The 25,040-nt window shown below is 67.2% G+C and carries 23 protein-coding genes; 13 read left to right on the top strand and 10 right to left on the bottom strand.

Features of this window, described 5'->3' with window-relative positions:
- Positions 1 to 69 precede the first annotated feature (69 nt).
- Together Q8N19_RS11420 and hemB are read left to right on the top strand one after the other, a co-directional pair.
- A complete protein-coding gene (locus Q8N19_RS11420) occupies positions 70 to 549 on the top strand; it encodes a hypothetical protein (protein WP_305590745.1) in 480 nt (159 codons plus the stop codon).
- Complete coding sequence (gene hemB / locus Q8N19_RS11415; RefSeq protein ID WP_305590744.1) at positions 546 to 1,562, top strand: porphobilinogen synthase; 1,017 nt, start codon at positions 546 to 548, stop codon at positions 1,560 to 1,562. Before Q8N19_RS11420 ends, hemB begins: the two co-directional genes overlap by 4 nt.
- On the opposite strand, the gene Q8N19_RS11410 is transcribed toward hemB, so the two are convergent.
- The 3 genes from Q8N19_RS11410 to Q8N19_RS11400 are packed head-to-tail and all read right to left on the bottom strand — an operon-like array spanning position 1,559 to position 3,797.
- Positions 1,559 to 2,422, bottom strand: a complete 864-nt coding sequence (locus tag Q8N19_RS11410) for an alpha/beta fold hydrolase (protein WP_305590742.1) — start codon at positions 2,420 to 2,422, stop codon at positions 1,559 to 1,561. The two genes, hemB and Q8N19_RS11410, sit on opposite strands and share 4 nt — an antisense overlap.
- Positions 2,423 to 2,439: 17 nt before the next feature.
- Complete coding sequence (locus tag Q8N19_RS11405; protein ID WP_305590740.1) at positions 2,440 to 2,940, bottom strand: GNAT family N-acetyltransferase; 501 nt, start codon at positions 2,938 to 2,940, stop codon at positions 2,440 to 2,442.
- Positions 2,937 to 3,797, bottom strand: a complete 861-nt coding sequence (locus tag Q8N19_RS11400; protein WP_305590738.1) for an NAD(P)-dependent oxidoreductase — start codon at positions 3,795 to 3,797, stop codon at positions 2,937 to 2,939. The genes Q8N19_RS11405 and Q8N19_RS11400 overlap by 4 nt, the downstream gene beginning before the upstream one ends.
- 88 nt (positions 3,798 to 3,885) lie before the next feature.
- Here Q8N19_RS11400 and Q8N19_RS11395 point away from each other — a divergent pair, with 88 nt between their 5' ends.
- Entirely contained in the window at positions 3,886 to 4,791 is a 906-nt protein-coding gene (locus tag Q8N19_RS11395; RefSeq protein WP_305590736.1) for a flagellar motor protein MotB, read from the top strand.
- Positions 4,792 to 4,907: 116 nt separating this feature from the next.
- The gene (locus tag Q8N19_RS11390; RefSeq protein WP_305590734.1) at positions 4,908 to 5,672 is read left to right on the top strand and encodes an arginyltransferase; all 765 of its coding nucleotides are present in this window, start codon (positions 4,908 to 4,910) and stop codon (positions 5,670 to 5,672) included.
- A gap of 5 nt (positions 5,673 to 5,677) precedes the next feature.
- On the opposite strand, the gene Q8N19_RS11385 is transcribed toward Q8N19_RS11390, so the two are convergent.
- Positions 5,678 to 5,896, bottom strand: a complete 219-nt coding sequence (locus Q8N19_RS11385; RefSeq protein WP_305590732.1) for a dodecin — start codon at positions 5,894 to 5,896, stop codon at positions 5,678 to 5,680.
- Positions 5,897 to 6,080: 184 nt separating this feature from the next.
- Here Q8N19_RS11385 and Q8N19_RS11380 point away from each other — a divergent pair, with 184 nt between their 5' ends.
- Genes Q8N19_RS11380 through Q8N19_RS11370 form a run of 3 tightly spaced genes read left to right on the top strand, consistent with a single transcriptional unit; the run spans position 6,081 to position 10,493 of the window.
- A complete protein-coding gene (locus tag Q8N19_RS11380; protein WP_305590731.1) occupies positions 6,081 to 6,746 on the top strand; it encodes a chromosomal replication initiator DnaA in 666 nt (221 codons plus the stop codon).
- Positions 6,747 to 6,802: 56 nt separating this feature from the next.
- Positions 6,803 to 9,016, top strand: a complete 2,214-nt coding sequence (locus Q8N19_RS11375; protein WP_305590729.1) for an RNA degradosome polyphosphate kinase — start codon at positions 6,803 to 6,805, stop codon at positions 9,014 to 9,016.
- Positions 8,997 to 10,493 (top strand): Ppx/GppA phosphatase family protein, encoded by a 1,497-nt coding sequence (locus Q8N19_RS11370; RefSeq protein ID WP_305590727.1) that lies wholly within the window; start codon positions 8,997 to 8,999, stop codon positions 10,491 to 10,493. Before Q8N19_RS11375 ends, Q8N19_RS11370 begins: the two co-directional genes overlap by 20 nt.
- Positions 10,494 to 10,496: 3 nt before the next feature.
- Here the strand turns inward: Q8N19_RS11370 and rnd are convergent, their stop codons facing one another.
- Complete coding sequence (rnd, locus tag Q8N19_RS11365; RefSeq protein ID WP_305590726.1) at positions 10,497 to 11,669, bottom strand: ribonuclease D; 1,173 nt, start codon at positions 11,667 to 11,669, stop codon at positions 10,497 to 10,499.
- A gap of 95 nt (positions 11,670 to 11,764) precedes the next feature.
- On the opposite strand from rnd, the gene purM reads away from it, so the two are divergent.
- Positions 11,765 to 12,790 (top strand): phosphoribosylformylglycinamidine cyclo-ligase, encoded by a 1,026-nt coding sequence (gene purM, locus Q8N19_RS11360; RefSeq protein WP_305590724.1) that lies wholly within the window; start codon positions 11,765 to 11,767, stop codon positions 12,788 to 12,790.
- A 77-nt stretch (positions 12,791 to 12,867) separates the two neighbouring features.
- Here the strand turns inward: purM and ndk are convergent, their stop codons facing one another.
- Entirely contained in the window at positions 12,868 to 13,287 is a 420-nt protein-coding gene (gene ndk, locus Q8N19_RS11355; RefSeq protein WP_304754518.1) for a nucleoside-diphosphate kinase, read from the bottom strand.
- Positions 13,288 to 13,553: 266 nt separating this feature from the next.
- Here ndk and Q8N19_RS11350 point away from each other — a divergent pair, with 266 nt between their 5' ends.
- Both Q8N19_RS11350 and Q8N19_RS11345 read left to right on the top strand, forming a co-directional pair.
- Positions 13,554 to 15,434 carry an ABC-F family ATP-binding cassette domain-containing protein gene (locus tag Q8N19_RS11350; RefSeq protein ID WP_305590721.1) on the top strand — a complete coding sequence of 627 codons (1,881 nt, stop codon included), beginning with the start codon at positions 13,554 to 13,556 and terminating at the stop codon, positions 15,432 to 15,434.
- A gap of 83 nt (positions 15,435 to 15,517) precedes the next feature.
- Positions 15,518 to 17,887: an ATP-binding protein gene (locus Q8N19_RS11345; protein WP_305590719.1), complete on the top strand. Its 2,370-nt coding sequence runs from the start codon at positions 15,518 to 15,520 to the stop codon at positions 17,885 to 17,887.
- 145 nt (positions 17,888 to 18,032) lie between these two features.
- Here Q8N19_RS11345 and Q8N19_RS11340 read toward each other — a convergent pair whose 3' ends face one another.
- Genes Q8N19_RS11340 through Q8N19_RS11325 form a run of 4 tightly spaced genes read right to left on the bottom strand, consistent with a single transcriptional unit; the run spans position 18,033 to position 21,019 of the window.
- The gene (locus Q8N19_RS11340; protein WP_305590717.1) at positions 18,033 to 18,356 is read right to left on the bottom strand and encodes a peptidase inhibitor I78; all 324 of its coding nucleotides are present in this window, start codon (positions 18,354 to 18,356) and stop codon (positions 18,033 to 18,035) included.
- Positions 18,353 to 18,811, bottom strand: coding sequence for a DNA polymerase III subunit chi (locus Q8N19_RS11335; RefSeq protein WP_305590715.1), 459 nt, complete (start codon positions 18,809 to 18,811; stop codon positions 18,353 to 18,355). The genes Q8N19_RS11340 and Q8N19_RS11335 overlap by 4 nt, the downstream gene beginning before the upstream one ends.
- Positions 18,804 to 19,505 carry a hypothetical protein gene (locus Q8N19_RS11330; RefSeq protein ID WP_305590713.1) on the bottom strand — a complete coding sequence of 234 codons (702 nt, stop codon included), beginning with the start codon at positions 19,503 to 19,505 and terminating at the stop codon, positions 18,804 to 18,806. Before Q8N19_RS11330 ends, Q8N19_RS11335 begins: the two co-directional genes overlap by 8 nt.
- Before the next feature lie 29 nt (positions 19,506 to 19,534).
- Positions 19,535 to 21,019, bottom strand: coding sequence for a leucyl aminopeptidase (locus Q8N19_RS11325; protein ID WP_305590711.1), 1,485 nt, complete (start codon positions 21,017 to 21,019; stop codon positions 19,535 to 19,537).
- Between the two features lie 153 nt (positions 21,020 to 21,172).
- Here Q8N19_RS11325 and lptF point away from each other — a divergent pair, with 153 nt between their 5' ends.
- The 3 genes from lptF to Q8N19_RS11310 form a co-directional block, all read left to right on the top strand.
- Positions 21,173 to 22,315: an LPS export ABC transporter permease LptF gene (lptF, locus tag Q8N19_RS11320; RefSeq protein ID WP_305590709.1), complete on the top strand. Its 1,143-nt coding sequence runs from the start codon at positions 21,173 to 21,175 to the stop codon at positions 22,313 to 22,315.
- Positions 22,312 to 23,412, top strand: coding sequence for an LptF/LptG family permease (locus Q8N19_RS11315; RefSeq protein ID WP_305590707.1), 1,101 nt, complete (start codon positions 22,312 to 22,314; stop codon positions 23,410 to 23,412). The genes lptF and Q8N19_RS11315 overlap by 4 nt, the downstream gene beginning before the upstream one ends.
- Before the next feature lie 59 nt (positions 23,413 to 23,471).
- A partial coding sequence (locus Q8N19_RS11310; protein WP_305590705.1) for an LPS-assembly protein LptD occupies positions 23,472 to 25,040 on the top strand: 1,569 nt, incomplete at its 3' end.

Raw genomic sequence — 25,040 nt, 5'->3', positions numbered from 1 at the left:
CTGGCTGCTCCGTAGGCTTGAGGAACTTGCCCGGGGGGCGCACCCTGTCAACGACAGGGGGACTAAAGCATGACATTCGATAACGTCGGCGGGGCTCCCCGCGAAGCCGCCCGCAACCTGGCCTTGATGAACTATGGCCTGCTGTTCGCCTCGTTTTTTTTCGCCGGCGTGCCGGCCCTGGTGGCGGTCATCATCGCCTACACCCAGCGCGATTCGGCCGCTGAGCCCGGCCGCAGTCACTTCACCTTTCAGATCAGATGCTTCTGGGTGTCTTTTGTCCTCGCCCTGCTGGCGGGGATCTGCGGCCTTGCCGCCGTCATCCATGTGCTGGCCTCGCTCTATGGCGTAGCCAACACGCTCGGTTGGGACGGCTTCGACAAGATGGAGGTGGTGATCGGCCAGGTGGCCATCGACGCCTCGCTGCTGTTCATGATCGTCGGCGCCATCGCCCTGGCCTTCCTGTCGGGCCTGTGGCTGATCGGCGCCTCGGTCATCGGGGCGATCAGGCTTGCCTCCGACCAGGGGATGGGTAAGAGCCGGGTCCCATGAGCCTGCCTCCCCTCGCCGCCTACCCCGCCCTGCGCCTGCGCCGCCTGCGTCAGGCCGACTGGATCCGCCGCCTTGTCCGCGAAACGGTCCTCACCCCTGCAGACCTGATCTGGTCGATGGTGGTGCATGAGGGCGAAGGGCAGGTCCCCGTCGCCTCCATGCCAGGCGTGGCCCGGCTGTCGGTGGCCGAGGCCGCCAAGGCCGCCGTGGAGGCGAGGCGCCTGGGCATCCCGGCCATCGCCATCTTCCCGCACATCGACATGGCCCGGAAGGACCCCACCGGATCCCTGGCCGCCGATCCGGACGGACTGATCTGCCGGGCGGTCAAGGCCATGAAGGACGCCGCCCCTGAGGTCGGGATCATGTGCGACGTGGCGCTCGATCCCTTCACCGACCACGGCCATGACGGGGTCATCGCGCAGGGGCGCATCCTCAACGATGCGACCATCGAGCGGCTGGTGGAGCAGGCCCTGGTTCAGGCCAAGGCCGGCTGCGATATCCTGGCCCCCTCCGACATGATGGACGGCCGGGTCGGCGCCCTGCGCAGCGCCCTGGAGGCCGACGGCCTGCAGGACGTGATGATCATGTCCTATGCGGCGAAGTACGCCTCGGCCTTCTACGGCCCCTATCGCGACGCCATCGGCTCGGGAAAACTGGGCACAGGGTCTGTGGATAATCCTGGGGATAAAAAAACCTACCAGATGGACCCGGCCAATACCGAGGAGGCTCTGCGGGAGGTCGCCCTCGATATCGCCGAGGGCGCCGACATGGTGATGGTCAAGCCAGGCCTGCCCTATCTCGACATCCTGCGCCGCCTGGTTGAGGCCTATGCCCTGCCGACCTTCGCCTTCCAGGTCTCCGGGGAATACGCGATGATCAAGGCCGCCGGGGCCAATGGCTGGATCGATGAGGACCGGGCGATCCTGGAGAGCCTCGGCGCCTTCAAGCGCGCCGGCGCGGCCGGAACCATCACCTATTTCGCCCCCCACGCGGCGCGCCTTCTGGGCGCCTAGGCCTTCAGCCAGTCGATCAGAAGGCGGTTGACCGCCTCAGGCGCCTCCTGCTGCACCCAGTGGGAGATGCCAGGCAGACGCTCGATCCGCAGATCGGAGACAAAGGCCTCCGTCCCCTCAAGCGTCTCCAGGCCGAGCGCCGCATCGGCCTCGCCCCAGATGACCAGGGTGGGGATTTCGATCTTCGCCCAGGCCTCGCGCATGAAGTCAGGGTGGCGGGCGGCGGCCCGGTACCAGTTGATCATGCCCGTCATCGCGCCCGGCCGCTGGGCGTCAGCGGCGTAACGATCGAGTACGGCATCGGGAAACCGACTCTTGTCCTTCGCCATGCTTGAAAACGCTCGCCGGATGGCGCGGGCGTCGTTCGCTAACAGCATGCGCTCGGGGAGTCCGGGGATCTGGAAAAAGGCCATGTACCAGGATCGCAGCATCTGTTTCGGCGACCGGCGTAGGACCTGCGCGAACACCGCAGGATGGGGCACATTCATGATCACGAGCCGGGTCAGGGGCCGGACCTTGCGCGCGGCGAAGGTCCAGGCCACCGCCGCGCCCCAGTCATGGGCCACCAGCATCACCTCCCGGGCCCCGGCCGCATCGATCAGGGCGGCGACATCCTCCATCAGCCGCTCCATCCGGTAGCTGTCCACATCCTGCGGCTTGGGCTCGGTCTCGCCATAGCCGCGCAGGTCGGGCGCCCAGACCCGGTAGCCCAGGTCCGCCAGCACCGGCATCTGGGCGCGCCAGGAAAACCGGCTCTCGGGAAAGCCGTGCAGGCAGAGCGCCAACCGATCGCCCTCACCCGCCTCATCCACGACAAAGGCGAACCCCTTCGCTTCGACCGTGCGCGTGCTGATGGTCATGAGCCCCTCCGATGTCCTCAGGCGCAGTAGTAGGCGCTCGGCTCGTCCCACCCGTCCAGATGGCGGACATCAATGAAGCTGAAGCCGATCTTCTCCAGCACGCGGCGCGAGGCGGCATTGTCCGGATTGACGATGGCCGCCACAGTCCCAAGACCCAGCGGGGCACGGGCATGGGCCAGCACAGCAGCCGCCGCCTCCTGGGCGTAACCGCGCCCCCACCAACGTTCCAGCAAGGCGTAGCCCAGGTCGACGTGAGGCAGGACATCGCGGCGCACGAGCCCGCAGAGTCCCGCAGGCTGGTCTTGGCCCTTCGCCGTCACGACCCACATGCCGAAGCCGTGGTCGCGATAGCTGCTGAGAATCCGCGTCTCGATATAGTCGCGGGCCTCATCGAGCGAGCGGACGCCCCGGTCGCCGATGCCGCTGACGAAGCCTGGCGCGTTCAGCAGCGCGAGGATAAAGGCGTCATCCTCAAGGGCCGCTTCTCGCAAGCTCAGACGCGGGGTCTCCAGGATCACGCCTTTGGCTCCAGGCGCGTCACAAGGCTCGATGTGTCCCAACGGGCGCCACCCATGGCCTGGACCTCGCCGTAGTAGCCGTCGACGAGACGGGTGACGTCGAGGCGGGCGCCATTGGCCGCCGCCTCGTCCAGCACCAGACCCAGGTCCTTGCGCATCCAGTCGACAGCGAAGCCAAAGTCGAAGCGGCCCTGCGCCATGGTCGGCCAGCGATTGTCCATCTGCCAGGACTGAGCGGCGCCCTTGGAGATCGCCGCCAGGACGTCGGCCGGATCCAGGCCCGCGCGCTTGGCGAAGTGCAGCCCCTCGGCCAGACCCTGGATCACGCCTGCGATGCAGATCTGGTTGACCATCTTGGTCAGCTGGCCCGATCCCGGCGGCCCCATGAGGCGGACCGCCTGGGCATAGGCCGCCATGATGGGCTCCGCCCGCGCGAAGGCTTCAGGCTCGCCGCCGCACATGATGGTCAGCTTGCCGGCCTCGGCTCCGGCCTGTCCGCCGGAGACCGGCGCATCGATGAAGCTGCGCCCGGTCTCGGCGGCCCTCTGGGCCATCTCCCGAGCCACCACCGCCGAGGTGGTCGTGTGGTCGATGATCACGGCGCCAGACGCGAGCGCGTCCAACGCCTCGCCCACCACCTGACGGACATCGTCATCCTTGCCGACACAGAGGATGAGGGCTTCTGCGCCGCTCGCGGCTTCAGCGACCGTGGTCGCCGCCCGCCCAGCGTGCGCCTTGGCCCAGGCGGCCGCCTTGGCCGGCGAGCGATTGAACACCGCAACCTCGTGGCCCGCCCGGGTCAGATGACCGGCCATGGGGAAACCCATCACCCCAAGACCCACAAAGGCCAGCTTCATAACCGTTTCCCAGACTCACAAATGGCAACGGCATCTTAACGCCGACCAGGGAGTCTAACGCAGAATTAGCGTTAACCGGGGTGGGGCGATGGCGTCGGGCGAGCGGCCGATCATCATCAAGAAGATCAAGAAGGCGGCCCATGGACACCATGGCGGCGCCTGGAAGGTCGCCTATGCCGACTTCGTCACCGCGATGATGGCCTTCTTCCTGCTGATGTGGCTAATCAACACCACGAGCCCCGAGCAGAAACGCGGCATCGCCGACTATTTCGCCCCGGCCAGCATATCGTCCACCACGTCCGGCTCAGGCGGCATCCTGGGCGGCACGGCCCTGGGCGAGGACGGCGCCAAATCCTCCGGCTCCATGTCCATCATCGAGCAAATGTCGCCGGAGTCGCCCAACCCCGACGAGGACGGCGAAACCCAGGACAGTTCTTCCAAGAGCCGATTGCAGGAGGCCAGCACCGAGGCTCTGCGGGAGGCCCTGCACAAGCGCGAGGAAGCCGCCTTCCAGTCGGCCGCTCAGTCACTGCGCCAGGCGCTGCAGGACATGCCGGAGCTGGCGGAGCTGTCGAAGAACATCATCATCGACCAGACCCCTGAGGGCCTAAGGATCCAGCTGGTGGACCAGGAGGGCCGCTCCATGTTCGACGAGGGTTCCGGCCAGCCCAACGAACGCGCCCGCCTGCTGCTGCGGGCCGTGGCCAAGATCATCAACCAGCTGCCCAACCGGGTCAGCATCTATGGGCACACCAGCGTCAACATGAACGGCGCCCGCTCGGAAGGCGACTGGGCTCTGTCGGCGACCCGCGCGGACTCCTCACGCCGCGTGCTGCAGGGGGCCGGCGTGGCGTCTGACCGGATCTACCAGGTGTCAGGCAAGGCCAATTCTGAGCCGCTCTATCCCGACGACCCCACCCTGCCCGGCAATCGCCGTATCGCCGTCGTTCTCCTGCGCGAGGCCCCGGTCCTGCCGCCCGACGTCCAGCCCTAGGGGTTACCGGATATGGGTCTTTCCATTGGGGGTCACTGAAATGTGCGGCTTGCCTGATCTCGCTCGATGCCGCCTAATCGTCGGCGACACAAAGGCTTAAGGTCGATACGCGCTCCGTGACGCAGCATTTCCCGACGCGACAGCTCAGGTTCTTCCTCACGGCGCCGTCTCCGTGCCCGTACCTGCCTGATCGCTATGAGCGGAAAGTCTTCGCCCACCTGCCCCTCACCGACGGGCCGAGCGTCAACGACTCCCTCACCCAGATGGGTTTCCGCCGGTCGCAGAACATCGCCTATCGGCCGGCGTGCGAGTCGTGCATGGCCTGCATCTCGGCGCGACTGCCCGCAGCGGACTATGTGTTCTCGAAGTCCGAACGTCGGGTTCTGGCCCGCAATGAAGATTTGCAGAGGTCTGTAGTCGAGGCCGAGGCGACCATGGAGCAGTTCGAGCTGCTTCGCCGCTATCTGGTGACCCGCCATGTGGATGGTGGAATGGCCGAGATGAGTTGGCCCGACTATGTGGCCATGGTCGAAGACACTGCGGTGCGCACCCATCTGGTGGAATACCGCGTCCGCTCCAACGATGGCGGTCCCGGCGACCTGGTGTCTTGCGCCCTGATCGACCTGATGGGCGATGGCCTGTCCATGGTCTACAGCTTCTATGATCCCGAGCAGGCCCGCCGCAGCCTCGGCTCATTCATGATCCTGGATCATGTGGTTCAGGCCGGCCTGCTTGGCCTACCGCACGTCTATCTGGGGTACTGGGTCCGGGGCAGTGAGAAGATGGACTACAAGGCCCGGTTCTCACCGATAGAGCTGCTGCGGCCCGACGGCTGGGCGCGGGTGAACAGCCGCGAGATTCTCAACGCCTCCCGCGGCTGAGCGACCTAGTCCCGCGAGCCTTCCAGGGTGAAGCCGACCTTCAGATAGACCTGGAAGTGGCCAAGCTGCCCGTCGACGATCTCGCCACGGGTCCCGGTGACCTCGTACCAGCGCATATCCTTCAGGGACTTGCCGGCCTCTGAGATGGCGTTGCGAATGGCGTCATCGATACTGTCCTTGGACGACCCCACCAATTCGACGACCCGGTACACGTGTTCGGACATGAAGTGCTCCTGTGCCTCGCGCCAAACTGACGCGCAGCTTAAGCGCCCAAGGGGCGGTCACCGTTCCGCAGGCAATTCACAGCCCATAGGAGCTCGTCCCCAGGTGTGGGCGGCCAGCGCATCGACCCCAATCTTCCCGCCTGCTAGGTTGGCCGCCGTTTCGTAACCCTCACGGAAACCGTGAATGGCCCGGCAGCTTCGGCTGAAGCTTCGACGACCGCCATCCTATGAGCGGGGCGACTTCGCTGCCGGCCCCTCCAACGCCGCCGCCCGGGCCGCGCTGGACGCCTGGCCTGGCTGGCACGGGGGTGTAATGGTCCTGGTGGGCCCTGAAGGCGTCGGCAAAACCCATCTTGCGCGCCTGTGGGCCGAGGACGTCGGCGCCCTTGAGCTGCCCGCCGTCGGGGGCGATCTCACCGAAGCCGGTCCGGTCCTGATCGAGGATGTCGACCGGGGCTTCGATGAGGAGTTCCTGTTTCACCGGATCAACATGGCCGGCCGCCCGGGCGGCGGCCTGTTGCTAAGCGCCCGCACCCTGCCGTCCGCCTGGCCGGTCAAGCTCGCGGACCTGCGCTCGCGGCTCAACGCCCTGCCGGTCGCCGAGATTGAGCCGCCGGACGACGAGGTGCTTGAGGCCGTGCTGCGTCGCCTCTTCGTCCGCTGCAACATCACGCCCCACGACGACGTGATCCCCTACCTCGTCAAGCGCATCGAGCGCTCCGCCCCGGCCGCCTGGGCGCTCGTCCAACGGCTGGACGCCATCTCCGGGGAGACCCATCGCCCGGTATCCCGGGTGCTGGCGCGGCAGATACTCGAGGACGAGACGGAGAATCTTGACCTTTTCGAGTGACCCTGCGGCCATGATCGGCGACGTTTGTCCGATCAGCTGACCTGAGCGAGGCCCCTATGTCCTATGTTGCATCCCCGCCTTCCCAAGGCGCGCCGAAGGCCGACGTGGCCCTGGGCTGGGATGCCGATCTGGCAGGATCTGGGGACCGGTTCTTCAACCGCGAAATCTCGTGGCTGGCCTTTAATGAGCGCGTGCTCTCAGAGAGCAAGAACCCCCGCCACCCCCTTCTCGAACGGCTGCGGTTCCTGTCGATCTCGGCCAACAACCTCGACGAATTCTACATGGTGCGGGTGGCCGGCCTGAAAGCCCAGGTCCGCGAGCGCGTGCGATCGGTCAGCCAGGATGGGCTCACCGCCGCCGAACAGCTGGAGCGGGTCAACGCCGAAGCCGCCATGCTGATGACCGATCAGCAGACCCGCTGGCGCGACCTGCGGCAGGAGCTGGCGAGCGAGGGCCTGCGGCTTGTGGAGGCCGACGAGGTGACGCCGGCCGAGCGGGCCAGCCTGGAGACCGCTTTCCTCAACCTGGTCTTCCCGATCCTGACGCCGCTGGCCATCGACCCGGCCCACCCCTTCCCTTTCATTCCCAATCTCGCCTTCTCCCTGGCGCTCACCCTGCGCCGGGACGCTGATGGCCGGAAGTTCAACGCCCTGGTGCCGATCCCTGCGCAGGTCGCCCGCTTCTGGCAGCTGGAGGCGCCCCGGGGCGGCCGCAAACCGGCCAGGCCGCAGCGGCGGTTCATCTCGCTGGAGGGCATGGTCGCCCTGTTCGTGGATCACCTGTTCCCCGGCTGCGACGTGGAGGCCAGCGGTGTGTTCCGCCTGATCCGCGACTCCGATGTGGAGATCGAGGAAGAGGCCGAAGACCTGGTCCGGGAGTTCGAGGCCCGCCTGAAACAGCGGCGCCTGGGTTCGGTCGTCCGGGTCGAGATCGAGTCCGCCATGCCGGAAGCCCTGCGAGGCTTCATCTGCGAGAACCTCAACGCCCAGACCGACGATGTCCTGCTGATCGACGGCCTCTTGGGTCTCGACGAGCTGTCGCAGCTGATCCCGTCGGATCGGCCAGACCTGAAGTTCAAGCCGTTCACCGCCCGCTTTCCGGAGCGGATTCTCGACCATGGGGGCGATTGCTTCTCGGCGATCCGGGAAAAGGACATCCTCGTCCACCATCCCTTCGAGAGCTTCGATGTGGTGGTGCAGTTCGTCCGCCAGGCGGCCCGCGATCCCCACGTCCTGGCCATCAAGCAGACGCTGTACCGCACCTCGTCCGACAGCCCGATCGTCGCGGCCCTGATCGAGGCCGCCGAAAACGGCAAGAACGTCACCGCCGTCATCGAGATCAAGGCGCGGTTCGACGAGGAGGCCAATCTGAAATGGGCCCGGGATCTGGAACGGGCCGGCGTCCACGTGGTCTTCGGCTTCGTGGAGTACAAGACCCACGCCAAGCTCTCGGTGGTGGTCCGCCGGGAGGGCGATCAGGTCCGCACCTACTGCCACTACGGTACGGGCAACTATCACCCGGTGACCGCGCGGATCTATACTGACCTGTCGCTGTTCACGACCGATCCGGCCCTGGCCCGGGACTCCTCGCGGGTGTTCAACTTCATCACCGGCTACGCCCAGCCGACCAAGCTGGAACGGCTGTCCTTCTCGCCGATCACCATGAAGCGGGATCTGGTCGCCCTGATCGCCCAGGAGGCGGCCAACGCGCGGGCGGGCAAGCCGGCGGCCATCTGGGCCAAGATGAACGCCCTGGTGGACCCCGAGGTCATTGACGCCCTCTATGCCGCGAGCCAGGACGGGGTGAGCATCGATCTGGTGATCCGCGGCATCTGCTGCCTGCGGCCCGGCGTGCCCGGGCTCTCGGAGAACATTCGGGTCAAGAGCATCGTCGGCCGGTTTCTGGAGCATGCCCGCATCGTGGCCTTCGCCAACGGCAACGCCATGCCCTCGAGCAAGGCGCGGGTGTTCATCTCCTCGGCCGACTGGATGCCCCGAAATCTGGACCGCCGGGTTGAGAGCCTGGTGCCGGTGGAGAATCCCACCGTCCACCAGCAGGTCCTGCAGCAGATCATGGTCGCCAACCTGAAGGACGAAGCTCAGAGCTGGACCCTGGACGCCGAGGGAGGCTACACCCGCGATCCCAACTGGGACCACCCCAGCGCCTTTTCCGCGCACGAGTATTTCATGACCAATCCAAGCCTCTCTGGCCGGGGCCAGCGTGTGAAGGACATGCCGCGCGCGATCGATCATGTCGCCGCCCGAACCTAGAGCCGACAGCCGCCAGGCGGCGGTCATTGACGTCGGTTCAAACTCGGTCCGCCTGGTCATCTACCGGCTGGAAGGCCGGGCCATCTGGACGGTCTATAACGAAAAGGCCCTCGCAGGCCTTGGCCGGGACATGGCCGACACCGGACGCCTCTCCCCCGAAGGGGTTGAGGTGGCGGTGGGCGCCCTGCGCCGCTTCCGCGCCATTCTCCAGGACTGGGCGCCCGACGACATCATCGCCGTCGCCACCGCAGCCGTGCGCGAGGCGGAGGATGGCCCCGCCTTCGCCGAATTCATCCGGGCCGAGCTTGGCCTGCCCCTGCGGGTGCTCACCGGGGAGGAAGAGGCCTATTTCGCCGCCGCCGGCGTGTTGGCCGGCCATCCCGTGGCCCGTGGCCTTGTAGGCGACCTCGGCGGCTCCAGCCTTGAGTTGGTCAGGGTTGGCCCGGACGGTCCTGCGCCCGGGATCACCCTCCCCCTCGGCCCCTTCGCCCTTGGCGCGCCGCGTCCCCTGGCCGTGGAGCCGACCCGGCACCTGATCGCCGACAGCCTGTCGCCCATCGCCGGGTCCCTAGGGGCCAGCGAGTTCCACGCTGTGGGCGGCGCCTGGCGAAATCTTGGCCTGCTGCACATGATCATGACGGACTACCCCCTGCGGGTGGCCCATCAGTACGAGATGTCACGGACCGAGGCTCTCGACCTGACCCGCTTTGTCGTGCGCCAATCCCGGTCTTCCCTGGAGCGGATCGTCGGCCTGTCCAAGAAGCGCTACGAGACCCTCCCCTACGCCGCCCTGGTGCTTGAGACGCTGATCGAGCAGCTCGGCCTGGAGCGCATCGTGATCTCCGCCTTTGGGCTGCGCGAAGGGTTGCTGTGGGACGGCATGGACGCCGACATCCGCGGCCGGGACCCGCTGCTGGAAGGTTGTGAGGCCATGAGCGTCATGCGCGGCCTGTCGGCCGGCGACATGCCCAGGGCCCTCGAACACTGGCTCGCCTCGGCCTTCAGCCAGCTGGAGCCTGTCTTTGGCGACCGGGACCGTCTCCTGATCCGGGCCGCCTGCCGCCTCGCCGACCTGGGCGGTCGACTGCACCCGGACCATCGCGCGGAGCTGGCCTTCGCCCAGGTGCTCCGGGCCCCCATCGCGGGCATGTCTCATGCCGAGCGCTGCTTCCTGGCGCTCACTACCTTCGCCCGACACTCCGCCTCCAGCAATCCGCCGGAGCCAGAGACCTTGAACAGGGTGTTGAGCACTGAGCGGCGCGCGCGGGCCCGCGCGCTTGGGGCGGCCCTGCGTCTGGGCGGCGACCTCTCGGGACGCAACGGCCGCCTGTTGGCCAAGGCGGAGCTGGCCATCGAGGGACAGACCCTTCGGCTCAGTGCGGCCGATAGCTGGTCAGACCTTCTGCTCGGCGAACAAACCGCCAAACGCGCCGCCACCCTGGCCAGCGCGCTGAAGCTGAGACTGGTCCTGGCCTGAGGCTCAGCCCGCCGACTTCGGCGCGCGTCGGACCTCGACCACCCGAACCCGGGCGCCATCCAGCACCAGGGCGAGCTCCCCGCGCTTGATCCGCAGGGCGTCGGCGCCGAAGGCTTCCAGCCGCCACCCCTTGAGGGCCTGGCTGTCGGCGTCGTCGTCGTTGGCGATCATCTCAAGGTCGGAGACCGTGGCGATCAGCTTCGAGGCGACGCCGGTGTCCTCGGCCCGGGCCTTGAGCAGAACCTTCAGAAGCTCCACCACCGCACCGGCCGCCGGAGAACTCGTGGTCTTGGCCCGTTCCACCACCGGGGCGTAGGCCTCGGGGTTTTTCAGGGCCTCCCGGATCGCTTCCAGCAGGTCTGGCCCGAACTTAGACCCGGAGAAGCCCTTGGGCACCGAGCGCAGGCGGTCGAGTCCCGCCGCATCGGTGGGCGCCTGGGTCGCCACCTCGTCGATGGCCTCGTCCTTCAGGATGCGGCCGCGCGGCTGGTCGCGTTGCTGGGCGGTGCGCTCGCGCCAGGCGGCGACAGCCTTGTACACCGCCAGATACTTCGCCGTATGGCGGCGGGGCTTCAGCCGCTTCCAGGCGTTTTCCGGCACCACGTCATAATTGGCCGGGTCGGTGAGGGCCTGCATCTCGTCGGTCACCCAAACGAGGCGGTTCTCCTTCTCCAGCCGCTCGCGCAGCGTGGGATAGAGCTTGGCCAGGTGAGTGACGTCGGCGAGCGCATAGGTCAGCTGCGATTCCGCCAGCGGGCGACGGGCCCAGTCGGTGAAGCGGCTCGACTTGTCGAGCTCGATCTTCAGCATCTGGCGGACCAGGGCGTCATAGGCGATCTGCTCGCCGAACCCGGCGGCCATCCCGGCCACCTGGGTGTCGAACAGCGGCCTGGGCATGGCCTTCAGGTTGTTGAAGATCTCCACGTCCTGGCGGGCGGCGTGGAACACCTTGAGGATGCTCTCGTCACGCATGATTTCCAGGAAGGGCTCAAGGTCCATGCCCTCGGCCATGGGGTCGATGACCGCCTCGTCCCGTGGGGTCGCCGCCTGAATCAGGCAGAGCTTGGGCCAGTAGGTGGTCTCGCGCATGAACTCGGTGTCTACGGCGACGAAGGGCTGGCCTTTCAGTCTGTCGCAGAACGCCGCGAGTTCGGCGGTGGTTGTAATCGGCGTCATCACGTAGCTATAGCCTCGCGCGCGACCGAGTCTGCAAGCGCCCGATGCGAGGGCGCCTCACTTTATTTACGCCTCCCTGAGGCGAGGGCTTTCAAATGACCGAACGGCCAAACGGGCTGACCTACGCCCAGGCAGGTGTCGATATCGACGCCGGCAACGCCCTTGTGGACGCCATCAAGCCATTGGCCAAGGCGACCCGGAGGCCGGGCGCTGAGGCGTCCCTCGGCGGCTTCGGGGCGCTGTTTGACCTTAAGGCGGCGGGCTACGACGATCCCTTGCTGGTCACCACCACAGACGGCGTCGGGACCAAGCTGAAGATCGCCATCGAGACCGGCCTGCATGACACTGTCGGGATCGACCTAGTGGCCATGTGCGTCAACGATTTGCTGGCGCAGGGCGCCGAGCCGCTGATGTTCCTGGACTATCTGGCCACCAGCAAGCTGGACGTGGCCGTCGCCACCCGGGTGATCGCCGGGATCGCCGAAGGCTGCAAGCTGGCCGGCGCGGCCCTGGTGGGCGGCGAGACCGCCGAGATGCCCGGCATGTATGCCGGCGCCGACTATGATCTCGCCGGCTTCTCCGTCGGCGCTGTGGATCGCAATCGGGTTCTGCCGCGGATGGATGATCAGGGCGCCGGCGATCTGCTGATCGGCCTGGCCTCTTCAGGGCCGCACTCCAACGGCTATTCGCTGATCCGCAAGATCGTCGAGCGCTCCGGCCTGGCCTGGGACGCGCCGGCCCCCTTCGCCGAGGGTCAGACCCTGGCCCAGGCCCTGATGACGCCGACCCGCATCTATGCCCGCAGCCTGACGCCGCTGATCAAGGCTGGCCAGGTCAAGGGCCTGGCGCACATCACTGGCGGCGGCCTGACGGAGAACCCGCCGCGGGCGATCGCCGAGGGGCTGGCGGCGCGCTTCGACTGGGACGCGTGGCCCCTCCCCCCGGTGTTCGCCTGGCTGGCGGAGACGGGCGGCGTCGCCCAGGAAGAGATGCGCCGGACCTTCAACTGCGGTCTCGGCATGGTGCTGATCGTCGGCGCGGAGAAGGCTCCGGCTGTGCTCGACGCGCTGCTGGGCGCCGGCGAAGACGCCTTCATCTGCGGCGAGCTCACAGCAGCCTGAACCGCGTGCCCATCGCCCATGAAAAAGGGCCGCAGCGTCACCGCTGCGGCCCTTGCTCGTTCCGGCGGTGACGCCGATCAGCCGACGATCTGGTCTTCGGTGAAGAACTGGGCGATCTCGAGCTTGGCGTTGTCCTGGCTGTCGGAGCCATGGACCGAGTTTTCGCCGACATTCTTGGCGAACAGCTTGCGGATCGTGCCTTCGGCGGCCTGTTCCGGGTTGGTCGCGCCCATGATCTCCCGATACTTGGCCACGGCGTTTTCGCCTTCCAGGACCTGCACGACCACCGGGGCCGAGGTCATCTGGCCGACCAGTTCACCGTAGAACGGGCGCTCCTTGTGGACCTCATAGAAGGTCTTGGCCTGGGCTTCGGTCATGCGGATGCGGCGCTGGGCGACGATGCGCAGGCCCGCGTCTTCGATCACCGCATTGATCTTGCCGGTCAGGTTCCGCTCGGTCGCGTCCGGCTTGAGGATCGAGAAGGTGCGTTCGGTCATGGGATTTTTCTTCAGAAATGGGGTCTTGAGGCGGGGTTTCGCCCAGAGGCGCGCGTGTATAGCCCTGAGACCCGTCCGCGCCAAGCCGCAGCGACCGATACCGCCTGACGCGCAAGCCTCGGTCTGCTATGAGCGCGGCCACGGTCGGGACGGCGGCGGCGCAGATCTCGAAACTCCCGACCCCTCCCCCTGTGACGGCGAGCCCGCCTGAGTGCGTGCGGCCGCACGCATCCTCGCCTGCCTCTTATTGTTGTGCCCTGACGCCCATGCTGCAAATTCACGAACTGGTCTTCGACGCCTGGGGCCGCCGCTTCTTCGACGGGGCCACGGTCACCCTGCCCCGCAACGCCAAGGTCGCCCTGGTGGGACGCAATGGCGTGGGCAAGTCGACCCTCTTCAAGCTGATCAAGGGCGAACTCGTCCTGGGCTCTGGCGAGATCAGCCTGCCCAAGGGCGCGCGCCTGGGTTCGGTGGACCAGGAGCATCCCGCGACCCCGGTCTCGCTGATCGACACCGTGCTGGCGGCTGATGAGGTTCGCCATGGCCTGCTGGCCGACCTGGAGACCGCCGAGCCCGAACAGATGGGCGAAATCTACGCCCGGCTGATCGAGATCGACGCCGATCGCGCGCCCTCCCGCGCCGCCGAGATTCTCTCAGGCCTAGGCTTCTCCACTGAGGATCTTGAGCGTCCGATGTCGGAGTTTTCCGGCGGCTGGCGGATGCGCGTGGCCCTGGCTGCGGCCCTATTCTCCGAACCCGACATGCTGCTGCTGGACGAGCCGACGAACTATCTCGACCTCGAAGGGGCGCTCTGGCTTGAGGCGCGCCTGCAGACCTATCCCTACAACGCCCTGATCATCAGCCACGATCGCGACCTTCTGAACAATTCCGTCGATCACACCCTGCATCTGGCCGACGGCAAGCTGACCCTCTATGCGGGTGGCTATGACGCCTTTGAGACCCAGCGCGCCGAAAAGGCCCGTCTGCAGGAGGCCATGCGCTCGAAGATCGAGGCCAAGCGGGCGCACATGCAATCCTTCGTGGACCGCTTCCGCGCCAAGGCCAGCAAGGCGACGCAGGCCCAGTCGCGCCTGAAGGCCCTGGCCAAGCTGCCGGTGATCGATTCCGTCGATAGCGAGAGCGTGGCGCCCTTCACCCTGCCTTCGCCCGAACGCCCCCTGGCCCCGCCCCTGGTGCGCCTGGAGGGGGCTAGCGTCGGCTATGGCGGGCCGCCTATCCTGCGGGACCTGAATTTGCGCCTGGATGTGGACGACCGCATCGGTCTGCTAGGCGTCAACGGGGCTGGCAAGTCCACCTTCGCCAAGATGGTCGCCGAGGCCCTGGCCATCGAGCACGGCCATATGCATCGCGACCGCCGCATGCGGGTCGGCTGGTTTCACCAGCACCAGATCGAGGCGATGGATCCCACGGAGACGCCTCTCGACATCATTCGCCGCGCCATGCCGGAGGCCTCTGAGGCCTCACGGCGCTCGCGTCTAGCTCAGTACGGCTTCAACCGCGACAAGGTGGAGACCACGGTCGCCGATCTCTCTGGCGGCGAGCGTGCCCGCCTGCTGCTCAACATGGTGGCCGCCGAGGCGCCTCACCTCCTGATCCTGGATGAGCCCACCAACCACCTGGACATCGACTCCCGCCGCGCCTTGCTTGAGGCCCTGAACGAGTTCGCTGGCGCCGTGATCCTGATCACCCACGACCGCTCGCTCATGGAGATGGTCGCTGACCGGTTGTGGCTGGCAGCGGACGGAACCATTGTACCCTTCGACGGCGATCTGGAGGACTATTCCCGCTACGTCATCGAGAGGGCCAAGGCCCGGGTGCGCGCGCCCACCCAGGTGCGGGAGACGGCCCCGCCACCCCCGCCGCCACCGCCGGCGGCGCGCAAGGCGCCGACCGGGAATGCCCGCCGCCGGGCCGAAGCGGCCGAGGCGGCCCTGGCCCGGGCCACGGAGGCCGTGGCGAAGATCGACGCCCAGCTCAGCGATCCGGCGGTCTTCGCCGATGGCCCTGACAAGGCCGCAGCCCTTGGTCGACAACGGACCCAGGCGCAGGCTGCGCTTGATGCGGCGGAGGCGGAGTGGCTGGCGGCCGTCGAAGCCTACGAAGCGTTGAAGTCACCCGCAGCCTAGGGGACCTCAGCCCCATACCGGGTAGCGGAATCAGGTAACCATTTCGCGTTTGTTCACACCCCGGCCCTAAGCTCGGCCACAACATGCGCATGGATTCCCGGATCGCCCCCAATTCTCCAGCCGGTGAGACCGCGCTTGACGGACGGCTCGCCCGTGTTCTGGCCGCCGTGTCGCATGGTATGGCGCTGATTGATCTGCAGGGGACGATCACCTGGATCAATGAGGGCTTCACCAGCATCACCGGTTACGCGATCGAGGACGCCATCGGCCAAAGCGCCGGCGACATTCTGCTGGGCGAACGGGACAAGAGCGAAGAAGCCCTCGCGGCGCGGCGCATGCTCGCGCAGGCCGGGCATCGCGCGGAGATGTCGGCCCGCCGCAAGACGGGCGAGACCTACTGGGTCGACGCCGACATCCGTCCGGTCCTCGCCCCCGGCGGGGCTCTGGAGGGCTATGTCCTCACCCTGACGGACATTACCACCATCCGGGACGCTCAGCGGCGGTCTGTGGCCGCGTCTGCGGCGCTGCGCGACGCCGCCCGCATGGCCGGGCTCGGCGGCTGGGAGATCGATTTCCGCACAGCCGAGGTACGGTACAGCGCCGAACTGCGCGAAATGATGGGCCGGACCGAGACCGCAGAGAGCTTTCAGACCGCGCTGGAAGTCTATCTTCCGGAACACCGGGAGACCGCCCTCGCCGCGATCATCGGCACGGCCCAGACCGGCCAGCGTATGGATTTTGAGGCCGAGGCCCTTACGGGCGATGGCCGCCGGGTATGGTTGCGGGTCATGGGCGCCGCCGAACTTGTGGACGGAGTCTGCGTGGCTGTCCGAGGGGCCAGCCAGGACATAACCACCATGCGCCGGGCGCTGGGGGAGCTTCAGGAGTCCGAGGGCTTCGCCCGCGGCGTCATCGACGGCATCGCCGCAATGGTCGCCGTGATCGACGCCCAAGGCCAGCTTGTGGAGGCCAATCGGAGCTTTCGCGATGCTGGCGGCGCACGATCGACGCCTGAGCAGACGCCGCGCCTCAACATGTTCGAGATCTTTCGCCGGCTGCCCGGGGGCCACGGCCGCGCCCTGGAACGCGGGATACGCGCCGTGATCGACGGCCAGAAGGCGACCTTCACCCGCGCCTACGAGGCCATGAGCGGCGAGTGGTATCGCCTGAGCGCCTCGCGCTTCGAAGGACCAGGGCCGGTGCGGGTGGTGATCTTCACCCAGTCCATCGCTGACCTGAAGCGCTCGGAACGGCGGCTGCGCAATCTCAACACCAATCTCAAGCGCGCCCGCGATCAGGCTGACGCCGCCAACACCGCCAAGAGCGCCTTTCTGGCCACGATGAGCCACGAAATCCGCACGCCCCTCAACGGCGTATTGGGCATGGCCCAGGCCATGGCGCGGGAGGAGTTGCCGGAGACGCAGAAGGAACGTCTCGCCGTCATTCGCCAGGCCGGAGAAACCCTTCTGGTGCTCCTGAATGATCTGCTTGATCTTTCGCGGATCGAGGCTGGCCGCCTGGAGCTCGAAGACGGCGTGGTGGACATCGGCCAGATCGCCCTGGGGGCTCAGGGCGCATTTACAACGCTGGCCGCCGAGAAGGACCTCTCCTTCAGCCTTTTCATCGACAAGGATGCGCCAGCCTATTGGCGCGGAGATCCGACGCGGGTCCGGCAGATCCTGTACAATCTGGTCTCCAACGCCGTGAAGTTCACCGCCCGCGGTTCGGTCGAGGTCAAGGTCGGCGCCCAGGAGAGCCACCTGGTCATGACCGTGACCGATACGGGTCCGGGAATTGCGCCGGAGCGGATCGGCGCCCTCTTCGAGAAGTTCGTCCAGGCCGACACCTCCACCACGCGGAAGTTCGGGGGCTCAGGCCTCGGCCTCGCCATCTGCCGCGAACTCTCCACCCTGATGGGCGGCGCCATATCGGTGCAGAGCGTGCTCAATCAAGGCTCGACCTTTACCGTCAAGCTGCCGCTGAGCGTCGCGACGGCGCCCGTTGTCCACCAAGGCGCCCCCGCGCCCGCGCCGGGACTGCCGCTGTCGAAGGGCGCCGCGCTGCGAATTCTCGCCGCGGAGGACAATCCGATGAACCAGCTTGTCCTGAAAACCCTGCTGGGCCCGCTGGATGTCGATCTGCATCTGGTCGATGACGGGGAAGCCGCCGTCGCCGCCTGGTCTGACGCGGCGTGGGACGTCATCCTCATGGACGTTCAGATGCCGAGGATGGACGGGCCGACCGCAACTCGGCTGATTCGCGCGCGGGAGGAGGCTGAGGGCCGGCCTCGCACCCCGATCATCGCCCTGACCGCCAACGCCATGTCGCACCATGAGCGGGAGTATCTGAGCGCAGGGATGGACGCCTTGACCCCGAAGCCTATCGAGCTCGAAAGACTGCTTGGCGCCCTGGACACGGTGCTGGCCGGCGCCTCATCTTCCGCCATGGGGTGACGGAGGACCAGCGATGCCGGATTGGGCGCGCCTTATCTATCTGCTGCTCGCCGCCGTGCTGGTCGCGCCTGCGGCGTTCGCCATCATCGCCCGCTGGATGCGCCGCCCACCTCGGAGATGAGCCGACAGCCCCCCGCTCGGCCCGTCAGCCGCAGCGGACCTCTTTGATGATCCCGGTATCGGCGTCGTAGAAGAAGTTCAGGCGGCGGGGATGAAAGTCCATGGTCACCGGGCAGGTGGTGCAGGCTACCCGCTGAAGCCCCGGATTTACCGGCACCGGAATCTCGCTGCGGTTACGCCCAACCAGGCGCTGGGCCTGCGCTGCGCCGCATTGGTCGGCCGCAGGCGCCGGGTCTGGACGCGGCGAGGTCGGACGTTCGGCCACGGGAGGCGGCCCGGCCGGCTCGCTGGCGCAGGCGCCCAACAGCAGCAGGCTGGCTCCAAGGGTGAGTGCGAGCGTGCGTGTCATGCCTGTTTCTCCCAACCGCGGGCCATTTGCTTCCAGTAACTCACCGGCAGCCCGGTGGCCTTGATCGCACGCCATTGCGCCCGTGCTGTGGCGAGGGCGGCCTCATCTCGACCATCGAACAGGACGACGCAACGGGTGAAGCCGTCAAGGGGACCGGCTTCGGCGCCGTCCAGCAGGAAGACAACATCTGCGCCGTTCGGATTGTCCATGGCGAGGGTAAGGAGAACCGGCTGATGGGCCGCATGCGGCTCATCCACCAGACCGTGCGCCAGGAAACTGTCATCCCGGTAAGTCCAGAGATGGGTGTCCAGGTGCTCAAGGCGATCAGAGAGCCGCGAACGGACCAGCGCCTTCCAGTTCCGGGCCAGGGTGCGCTCCAGCAGGTCAGGCAGCACCTGTTCGAGGCTGGACCGCTCCATGTGGTAGAACCACACCTCGCACGGCGCTTCAGCCACGGCCTGGCTCCGTGGGGTCCAGGCCCAGGGCGTGGATCGAGGCCGCCACTTCCCGGGGGGCCGTCAAGGGCGACAGATGGTTCAGCTGCAGCCTACGCGCCCGCCACCCCCGCGCCCGCGCCGCCTGGGCCTGGTCCTCATAGGCGCCGCTAAGCTGAAGATAGGCCCCTGCCCCGTGAAGCTCGCCAAGGGGAGCGATCTCTTCGAAAAAGGCGAGCGGAAGAGGATCAAGCTCGCCCACCAGGGCCGCGCGCAGCCTCGGGTCGGGCACGAGCCGCTCCAGCGCACCGGGGGGCCACCAGCCATCCCAAGAGGGCAGCTCGCCGCCTTGCGAGGCGAGCGTCAGCTCCTGTCGCAGGGCCGGTGGCGCAGTGTCGAACCAGCTCCGCCCTGGATGAGGCAGGATTGCATCCACCAGGATGGTCGCCGCCACAGGGGTGGACAGGGCCCCGACCAGGGCCGGAACCAGCGCGCCGGCGCCACTGTGCGCCACCAGAGTGACGGGTCCGGTCCCGGCGACATCGACGGCCTGGGCCAGCTCGGTGGCCAGACTTCGATAGAAGCCGCCCGCAACCTGCGTCAGCGGCCGCCAGGCCGGCGCCTCAGCCTGAGCGCCACGGGCGCGCAGATCCTCTGCGACAGCCTGCCAGGTCAGCGGGCCGAGCAAGGGACTGTGCAGCAGGACGTACCGCACCGCGCGTCCTCCCTCTCCACCGACGGGCATCAGCCCTCGTACTTGTCGGCCACCATGCGGTTCAGCAGCCGCACACCGTAACCGGTGGCGCCTTCAGGGATGGTGGGAACGCTGGAGGGCTTCTTCCAGGCGGTGGAGGCGATGTCCATGTGCGCCCAGGGCAGCCCGTTGACGAAGCGCTGCAGGAACAGGGCCGCGGTGATCGAGCCCCCCGGCCGACCGCCGGTGTTCTTCATGTCAGCGATTATGCTGTCGATTTGCTTGTCGTAGGCGGCCGGCAGCGGCATGCGCCACAGGGGCTCGGCCTCGGCCTTGGAGGCGGCCAGCAGATTGTCGGCCAGTTCGTCATTGTTGGAGAAGACGCCGGCATAGTCGTTGCCGAGGCTGATGATGATCGCGCCCGTGAGGGTGGCCAGATCGACCATGAACTTGGGCTTGAAGCGGTCCTGGCAGTACCAGAGGGCGTCGGCCAGCACGAGGCGGCCTTCGGCGTCGGTATTGATGATCTCGATGGTCTGGCCCGACATGCTGGTCACCACGTCGCCAGGACGCTGGGCGTCGCCATCCGGCATGTTCTCAACAAGACCCAGAATGCCTACGGCGTTGACGTTGGCCTTGCGGCCGGCCAGCACGTGCATGAGACCGGCCACCGCGGCGGCGCCGCCCATGTCCCACTTCATGTCCTCCATGCCGTCGGCCGGCTTGATCGAGATGCCGCCGGTGTCGAAGCAGACACCCTTGCCCACAAAAGCGACCGGCTGGGCGGTGGGATCAGCGGCGCCGTTCCAGCGCATGATGGCCAGCTGGCTGTCCTTGGCGCTGCCGCGGCCGACGCCGAGCAGCGAGCCCATGCCGAGCTTCTCCATCTCGGCCTCGCCGAGGATTTCGACCTCCAGGCCGAGGCTTTCGAGCCCCTTCACGCGCCGGGCGAATTCCGCCGGATAGAGGACATTCGGCGGCTCAGAAACCAGATCACGGGCGAACGCGATGGCGTCGGCCAGGGCCGACTGAGCGGCGAACGCGGCCTTGGCGGCCTCCACATCGGCGCAGACGATCTCAGCCTTCACGATGGAGGGCTTCTTGTCGGCCGGTTCCTTGGTCCGGTAGCGGTCGAACCGATATGAGGCCAGGCGCACCCCAAGGGCGGCGCGTTCCGGCTGGGCGGCGCCGTCGTCGGCGAAGGCGATCCGCAGGGTCGTGAGCCCCGACAGCTTGACCGCGCCATAGGCGCTGGCCGCAGCGTGTTCGGCGCCCACAGCGTCGAAGGCCTCGCGCTTGCCGGCCCCGACCAGGAGCAGTCGCCCGGCGGAATGTCCAGCCGGCGCGGCCAGATCGAGGATCTGGCCCTTGGCGCCGGTGAAGCGGCCTTGCGCCAGGGCGCGGCCGACCACACCTGCGGTCTGGCTGTCGGCGTCGGCGGCGGCGCCCGTCAGCACGGCGCCCTCAAAAACGATAATGGCCAGGGCCGACTTCTCGGTGATGTCCGTAGCAGCCGAGACGAATTGAATGTCCATGCGATATCTCAACCAAAGCAAAGCTGAAGGCGCTCCACCGACAGGACGCCCAGTCTGGCGTCACCTGCGGCGGTTGTGTGGCGCGGCGACGCATGGTTTAGAACAGCTTCGCGCCCAGGGCGCGCCAAATCAGCCCGGCGACGCCTTTTTTCCATGCGCCTGATCGACCGATATCTGCTTCGCCAGCTGCTGGGTCCGACCCTGCTGGCGACGCTCGCCCTCACCGCTGTGGCTCTGCTGAGCCAGAGCCTGTCGGCGCTCGACGTCATCATCAATCAGCGCCAGAGCGCCGGCGTCTTTCTGAAGATCACCATGCTGGCCATGCCGCAACTGATCAACATGGTCCTGCCGCTCGCCCTGTTCGTCGCCGCCCTGGTGGCCCTGAACCGCCTTCAGAGCGAGCAGGAACTCGTGGTCTGCTTCGCTGGCGGCATGAGCCGCTGGCGGGTCATCGCGCCGCCCATGCGTCTGGCGGTGATCATCGCCCTGCTCGCCCTGGTCATGAATCTGTTCATCCAGCCGGCCGCCTATCGGGAGCTGCGAAACACCCTGTTCGACGTGCGGACGGACCTCGCCGCCACCCTGGTCCGGGAGGGCGAATTCACCGAACCGGCGCCCGGTCTGACCGTCTACGCCCAGAGCGTCGACAGCCGCGGCCGGATGGGGAACCTGTTCATCCACGTCGCCGAGAGCGATGGCTCAGCGACCACCTACACCGCCGATGAGGGGCGGATGGCGACCCGCGGCGGAACCCCCGTCCTGGTCATGTCGCGGGGCTCGACGCAGGAATTCAGCGCCACCGGGGTGCTCAACTATCTGACCTTCGACGAGTACATTTTCGACCTCGGCCCGCTGGTCGCCTCGGAAGAGCTGGTCCACTACAAGCCGTCCGATCGCTACCTGCACGAGCTGTTCTTCCCCGACCTCGAGCAGGACTGGGAGCGGCGAAATCGTCTGGAGATGCTGGCCGAGGGCCACGCCCGGCTGGCTACACCCCTCTACAACATCGCCTTCATGGCCCTGGCCCTGGCGGCCATCCTGGGCGGCGGATATGACCGCATGGGCTATGGCCGGCGGATCGCCTGGGCCGGCGCAGCTGCGGCGTTGACCCGAATCCTCGGCTTCGTGGTTCAGGCCGCTTCGGAATCCGGGGTCTGGCTCAACGCCCTGCAGTATGCCGTGCCGCTGATCGCCATGGGGCTGGCCCTGCGCAGCGTGTTCCGCCAGCGGGTGTCGCGGTTCATCGACATGCGCAAGCGTCCGTCCCGCATCGCCCCGGCCGGAGCGCCCGCATGAGGTTTGGCCGGATCGAAGCCTATGTGCTGTCGCGCAGCCTGCTGAGCGTGGGCGTGGCCCTGGCGGTGATCACCGCGGTGATCATCCTCGTGCAGTTTGTCGAGCTGTCGCGCTCCGTCGGCGTCCGGGCCGAGGTCAGCGTCGCCGAGCTGTTCGCCCTGACCGCGCTCGGCACCCCCAGCCTGGTGCTAGTGCTGCTGCCCTTTGTCTTCCTGTTCGGCTGCATGGCCGCCTATGTCAGCCTCAATCGACGCAGCGAGCTGGTGGCCATGCGAGCCGCTGGCGTGTCGGCGTGGCGCTTCATCCTGCCAACTGCGGCGGCCGCGGCGGTCATCGGCGCCCTGTCGGTCACCCTGCTCAACCCTCTGGCGGCGGCGTCCAACGCCCGGTTCGGGATCGAGCGCGCCCGGATCATGGACAACTATCTGGTGGACGCCCCAGAGGACATCTGGCTACGGCAAGGGGATGAGCGCAGTCAGATCGTGATCCACGCCAAGGACCGCGAGATCGTCGAAGGGACCGTGGTGCTGCGTGGCGTCTCCCTGTTCATCTACCAGAAGAACGACGCGGGCGTGCCGGAGTTCAGGCGGCGCCTGGAGGCTGCAGAGGCGCGGCTGTTGCCTGGATTCTGGCGGCTGACGGACGTCCGCGAGGCCGCCGCCGGTGAGAGTTCCGTCCGGTCCGAAAGTCTTTCCCTGCGCTCCAGCCTCGACAGCGAGTCGGCGCTCGAACGTTTCGCCTCGCCCCAGGCGATCGCCTTCTGGCGCCTGCCGGCGGCGATCCGCACCACCGAGCAGGCGGGCTTCAGCGCCAGTCGCTATCAGTTGCGGTTCCAGCAGCTTCTGGCCACGCCGCTGCTGTTCGCAGCCATGACCATCCTGGCGGCCGCCTTCTCCCTTCGACTGGCGCGGCTTGGCGGACTGGCAGGTCTGGCGGGCGCGGGCGTGGCGCTGGGCTTCGTCTTCTTCTTCCTCAACGAGTTCGCCGGCGCCTTGGCCAATGCCGACATCATTCCCCTGGCCGCCGCGGCCTGGGCGCCGCCGGTGATCGCCCTGCTGTCGGGCCTCACCCTGCTCTGCTACACCGAAGACGGTTGAAAGACGCCGCCACGCCGCTATTCCCTGGGCTCGGGTCCGCGGCAAGAAGGGATTCACGTTTGAAGACGTCACCTCGGCGCACCTCGCTCGCCTCGGTCAAGCGCAGCCTCCTGGCGGGGGCTGCGGTGGCGAGCCTGTGTGCGGGGACCGCCTTCGCCCAGGATGCACCGGCGCAGCGCGCGGGGTCTGGCTCAGACGGCCTCACGCCTGGCGCCATCTATCTTGAGGCGGACACGGTCGAGCGAGACGACGCCCGGCCGCGCACGACGGCCTCCGGCGACGTTGAAGCCCGCTATGACAGCCGCAATCTGCGGGCCGACGCCCTGACCTATGACGAGGCCCAGGGCGTGCTGGAGGCCTCCAATGTGCAGATCATCAATCCTGACGGCAGCGTGGAGTTCGCCCGTGAGATCGTCATGGACGATCAGATGCGCGCCGGCGTCGCCCGCGGCTTCGCCGCCCGACTGCCGCAGAATGTGAAGCTCGCCGCCGCCAGCGCCGTGCGGCGGAATGAGAACGTCAACGAGCTGAACCGCGCCATCTACACACCCTGCGATATCTGCGCCGACAGCGAAGCCAAGACGCCGACCTGGTCGATCCAGGCCGACAAGGTGGTGCAGGATCGCGAGCGCCAGCTGGTCTATTACCGCCACGCTGTGTTCCGCCTGTTTGGCGCGCCGGTTCTCTACCTGCCGCTCTTCTGGCATCCCGATCCGCAGGCAGAGCGCAAGTCGGGGCTTCTGACGCCGGACATCTCCGCCTCAGATCGTCGCGGCTTCTCCTACGAACAGCCGTATCTATTTGTCTTATCTGATTATTCGGACCTGACGCTGAGTCCGCAGATCAACGCCAAGGTCGAGCCCTTCCTCAACGCCCGCTACCGCAAGCGGTTTTATTCCGGCGAGGTCGATCTCCGGGGTGGCTACACCTACGCCAAGGATTTCGATTCAGCCGGCCAGTTCGGGGACCAGACCTCACGCAGCTACATCCTCGCCCGAGGCGCCTTCGCCATCGACGAGAACTGGGACTGGGGCTTCACGGCCGAGCGCACGTCTGATGACCTGTTGTTCGACAAATACGAGATCGGCGACGTCTATCAGTCCCGCGGACCCTATATCGCCGACGACCGGCGGCTGATCTCCCAGGTCTATGCGATCCGCCAGGATGAGGACTCCTATCTGTCGCTGGCGGCGTTCGACATCCAGGGCCTGCGCCCCGGTGATGACGACCGCACCTTCCCTACCGTGGCGCCCCTGATCGAGGGGCGATGGACCCCCGATGTACGGCTGGCCGGCGGGCGTCTTCGCCTGCGGGCCAATGCGGTGGCCCTGGAGCGGGACCTGTCACCCAGCAGCACCGCGGCGGCCTATGTCCCGGGCCTCGACAGCCGGCGTGTGGTGGCCCAGGCCGACTGGCGTCGCACCTTCACCACCCAGGCCGGGCTTCGCCTTGAGCCGTTCGCCAATCTGCGCGCCGACGCCTACAGCCTGAGCGACGTGCCGCTGGATGGGTATGACAGCCGGACTGAAACCCGGGCCATGGCCACGGTCGGCGCCGATCTCAGCTGGCCTTTCTACCGTCGGTTCAATGACAAGACGGCGATCCTTGAACCTGTGGTGCAGCTTATC

Source organism: Phenylobacterium sp. (genome assembly GCF_030693405.1).
GTDB lineage: Bacteria > Pseudomonadota > Alphaproteobacteria > Caulobacterales > Caulobacteraceae > Phenylobacterium.
Note: the sequence above shows the minus strand (reverse complement) of the source record. Positions and strands in the feature narration are given on the sequence as shown.

Coding starts and splice junctions, on each gene's coding strand:
- Q8N19_RS11420 (WP_305590745.1), top strand. CDS start 70: ATGACATTCGATAACGTCGGCGGGGCTCCCCGCGAAGCCGCCCGCAAC.
- hemB (WP_305590744.1), top strand. CDS start 546: ATGAGCCTGCCTCCCCTCGCCGCCTACCCCGCCCTGCGCCTGCGCCGC.
- Q8N19_RS11410 (WP_305590742.1), bottom strand. CDS start 2,422: ATGACCATCAGCACGCGCACGGTCGAAGCGAAGGGGTTCGCCTTTGTC.
- Q8N19_RS11400 (WP_305590738.1), bottom strand. CDS start 3,797: ATGAAGCTGGCCTTTGTGGGTCTTGGGGTGATGGGTTTCCCCATGGCC.
- Q8N19_RS11395 (WP_305590736.1), top strand. CDS start 3,886: ATGGCGTCGGGCGAGCGGCCGATCATCATCAAGAAGATCAAGAAGGCG.
- Q8N19_RS11385 (WP_305590732.1), bottom strand. CDS start 5,896: ATGTCCGAACACGTGTACCGGGTCGTCGAATTGGTGGGGTCGTCCAAG.
- Q8N19_RS11380 (WP_305590731.1), top strand. CDS start 6,081: ATGGCCCGGCAGCTTCGGCTGAAGCTTCGACGACCGCCATCCTATGAG.
- Q8N19_RS11375 (WP_305590729.1), top strand. CDS start 6,803: ATGTCCTATGTTGCATCCCCGCCTTCCCAAGGCGCGCCGAAGGCCGAC.
- Q8N19_RS11370 (WP_305590727.1), top strand. CDS start 8,997: ATGTCGCCGCCCGAACCTAGAGCCGACAGCCGCCAGGCGGCGGTCATT.
- rnd (WP_305590726.1), bottom strand. CDS start 11,669: ATGACGCCGATTACAACCACCGCCGAACTCGCGGCGTTCTGCGACAGA.
- purM (WP_305590724.1), top strand. CDS start 11,765: ATGACCGAACGGCCAAACGGGCTGACCTACGCCCAGGCAGGTGTCGAT.
- ndk (WP_304754518.1), bottom strand. CDS start 13,287: ATGACCGAACGCACCTTCTCGATCCTCAAGCCGGACGCGACCGAGCGG.
- Q8N19_RS11350 (WP_305590721.1), top strand. CDS start 13,554: ATGCTGCAAATTCACGAACTGGTCTTCGACGCCTGGGGCCGCCGCTTC.
- Q8N19_RS11345 (WP_305590719.1), top strand. CDS start 15,518: ATGCGCATGGATTCCCGGATCGCCCCCAATTCTCCAGCCGGTGAGACC.
- Q8N19_RS11340 (WP_305590717.1), bottom strand. CDS start 18,356: ATGACACGCACGCTCGCACTCACCCTTGGAGCCAGCCTGCTGCTGTTG.
- Q8N19_RS11325 (WP_305590711.1), bottom strand. CDS start 21,019: ATGGACATTCAATTCGTCTCGGCTGCTACGGACATCACCGAGAAGTCG.
- lptF (WP_305590709.1), top strand. CDS start 21,173: ATGCGCCTGATCGACCGATATCTGCTTCGCCAGCTGCTGGGTCCGACC.
- Q8N19_RS11315 (WP_305590707.1), top strand. CDS start 22,312: ATGAGGTTTGGCCGGATCGAAGCCTATGTGCTGTCGCGCAGCCTGCTG.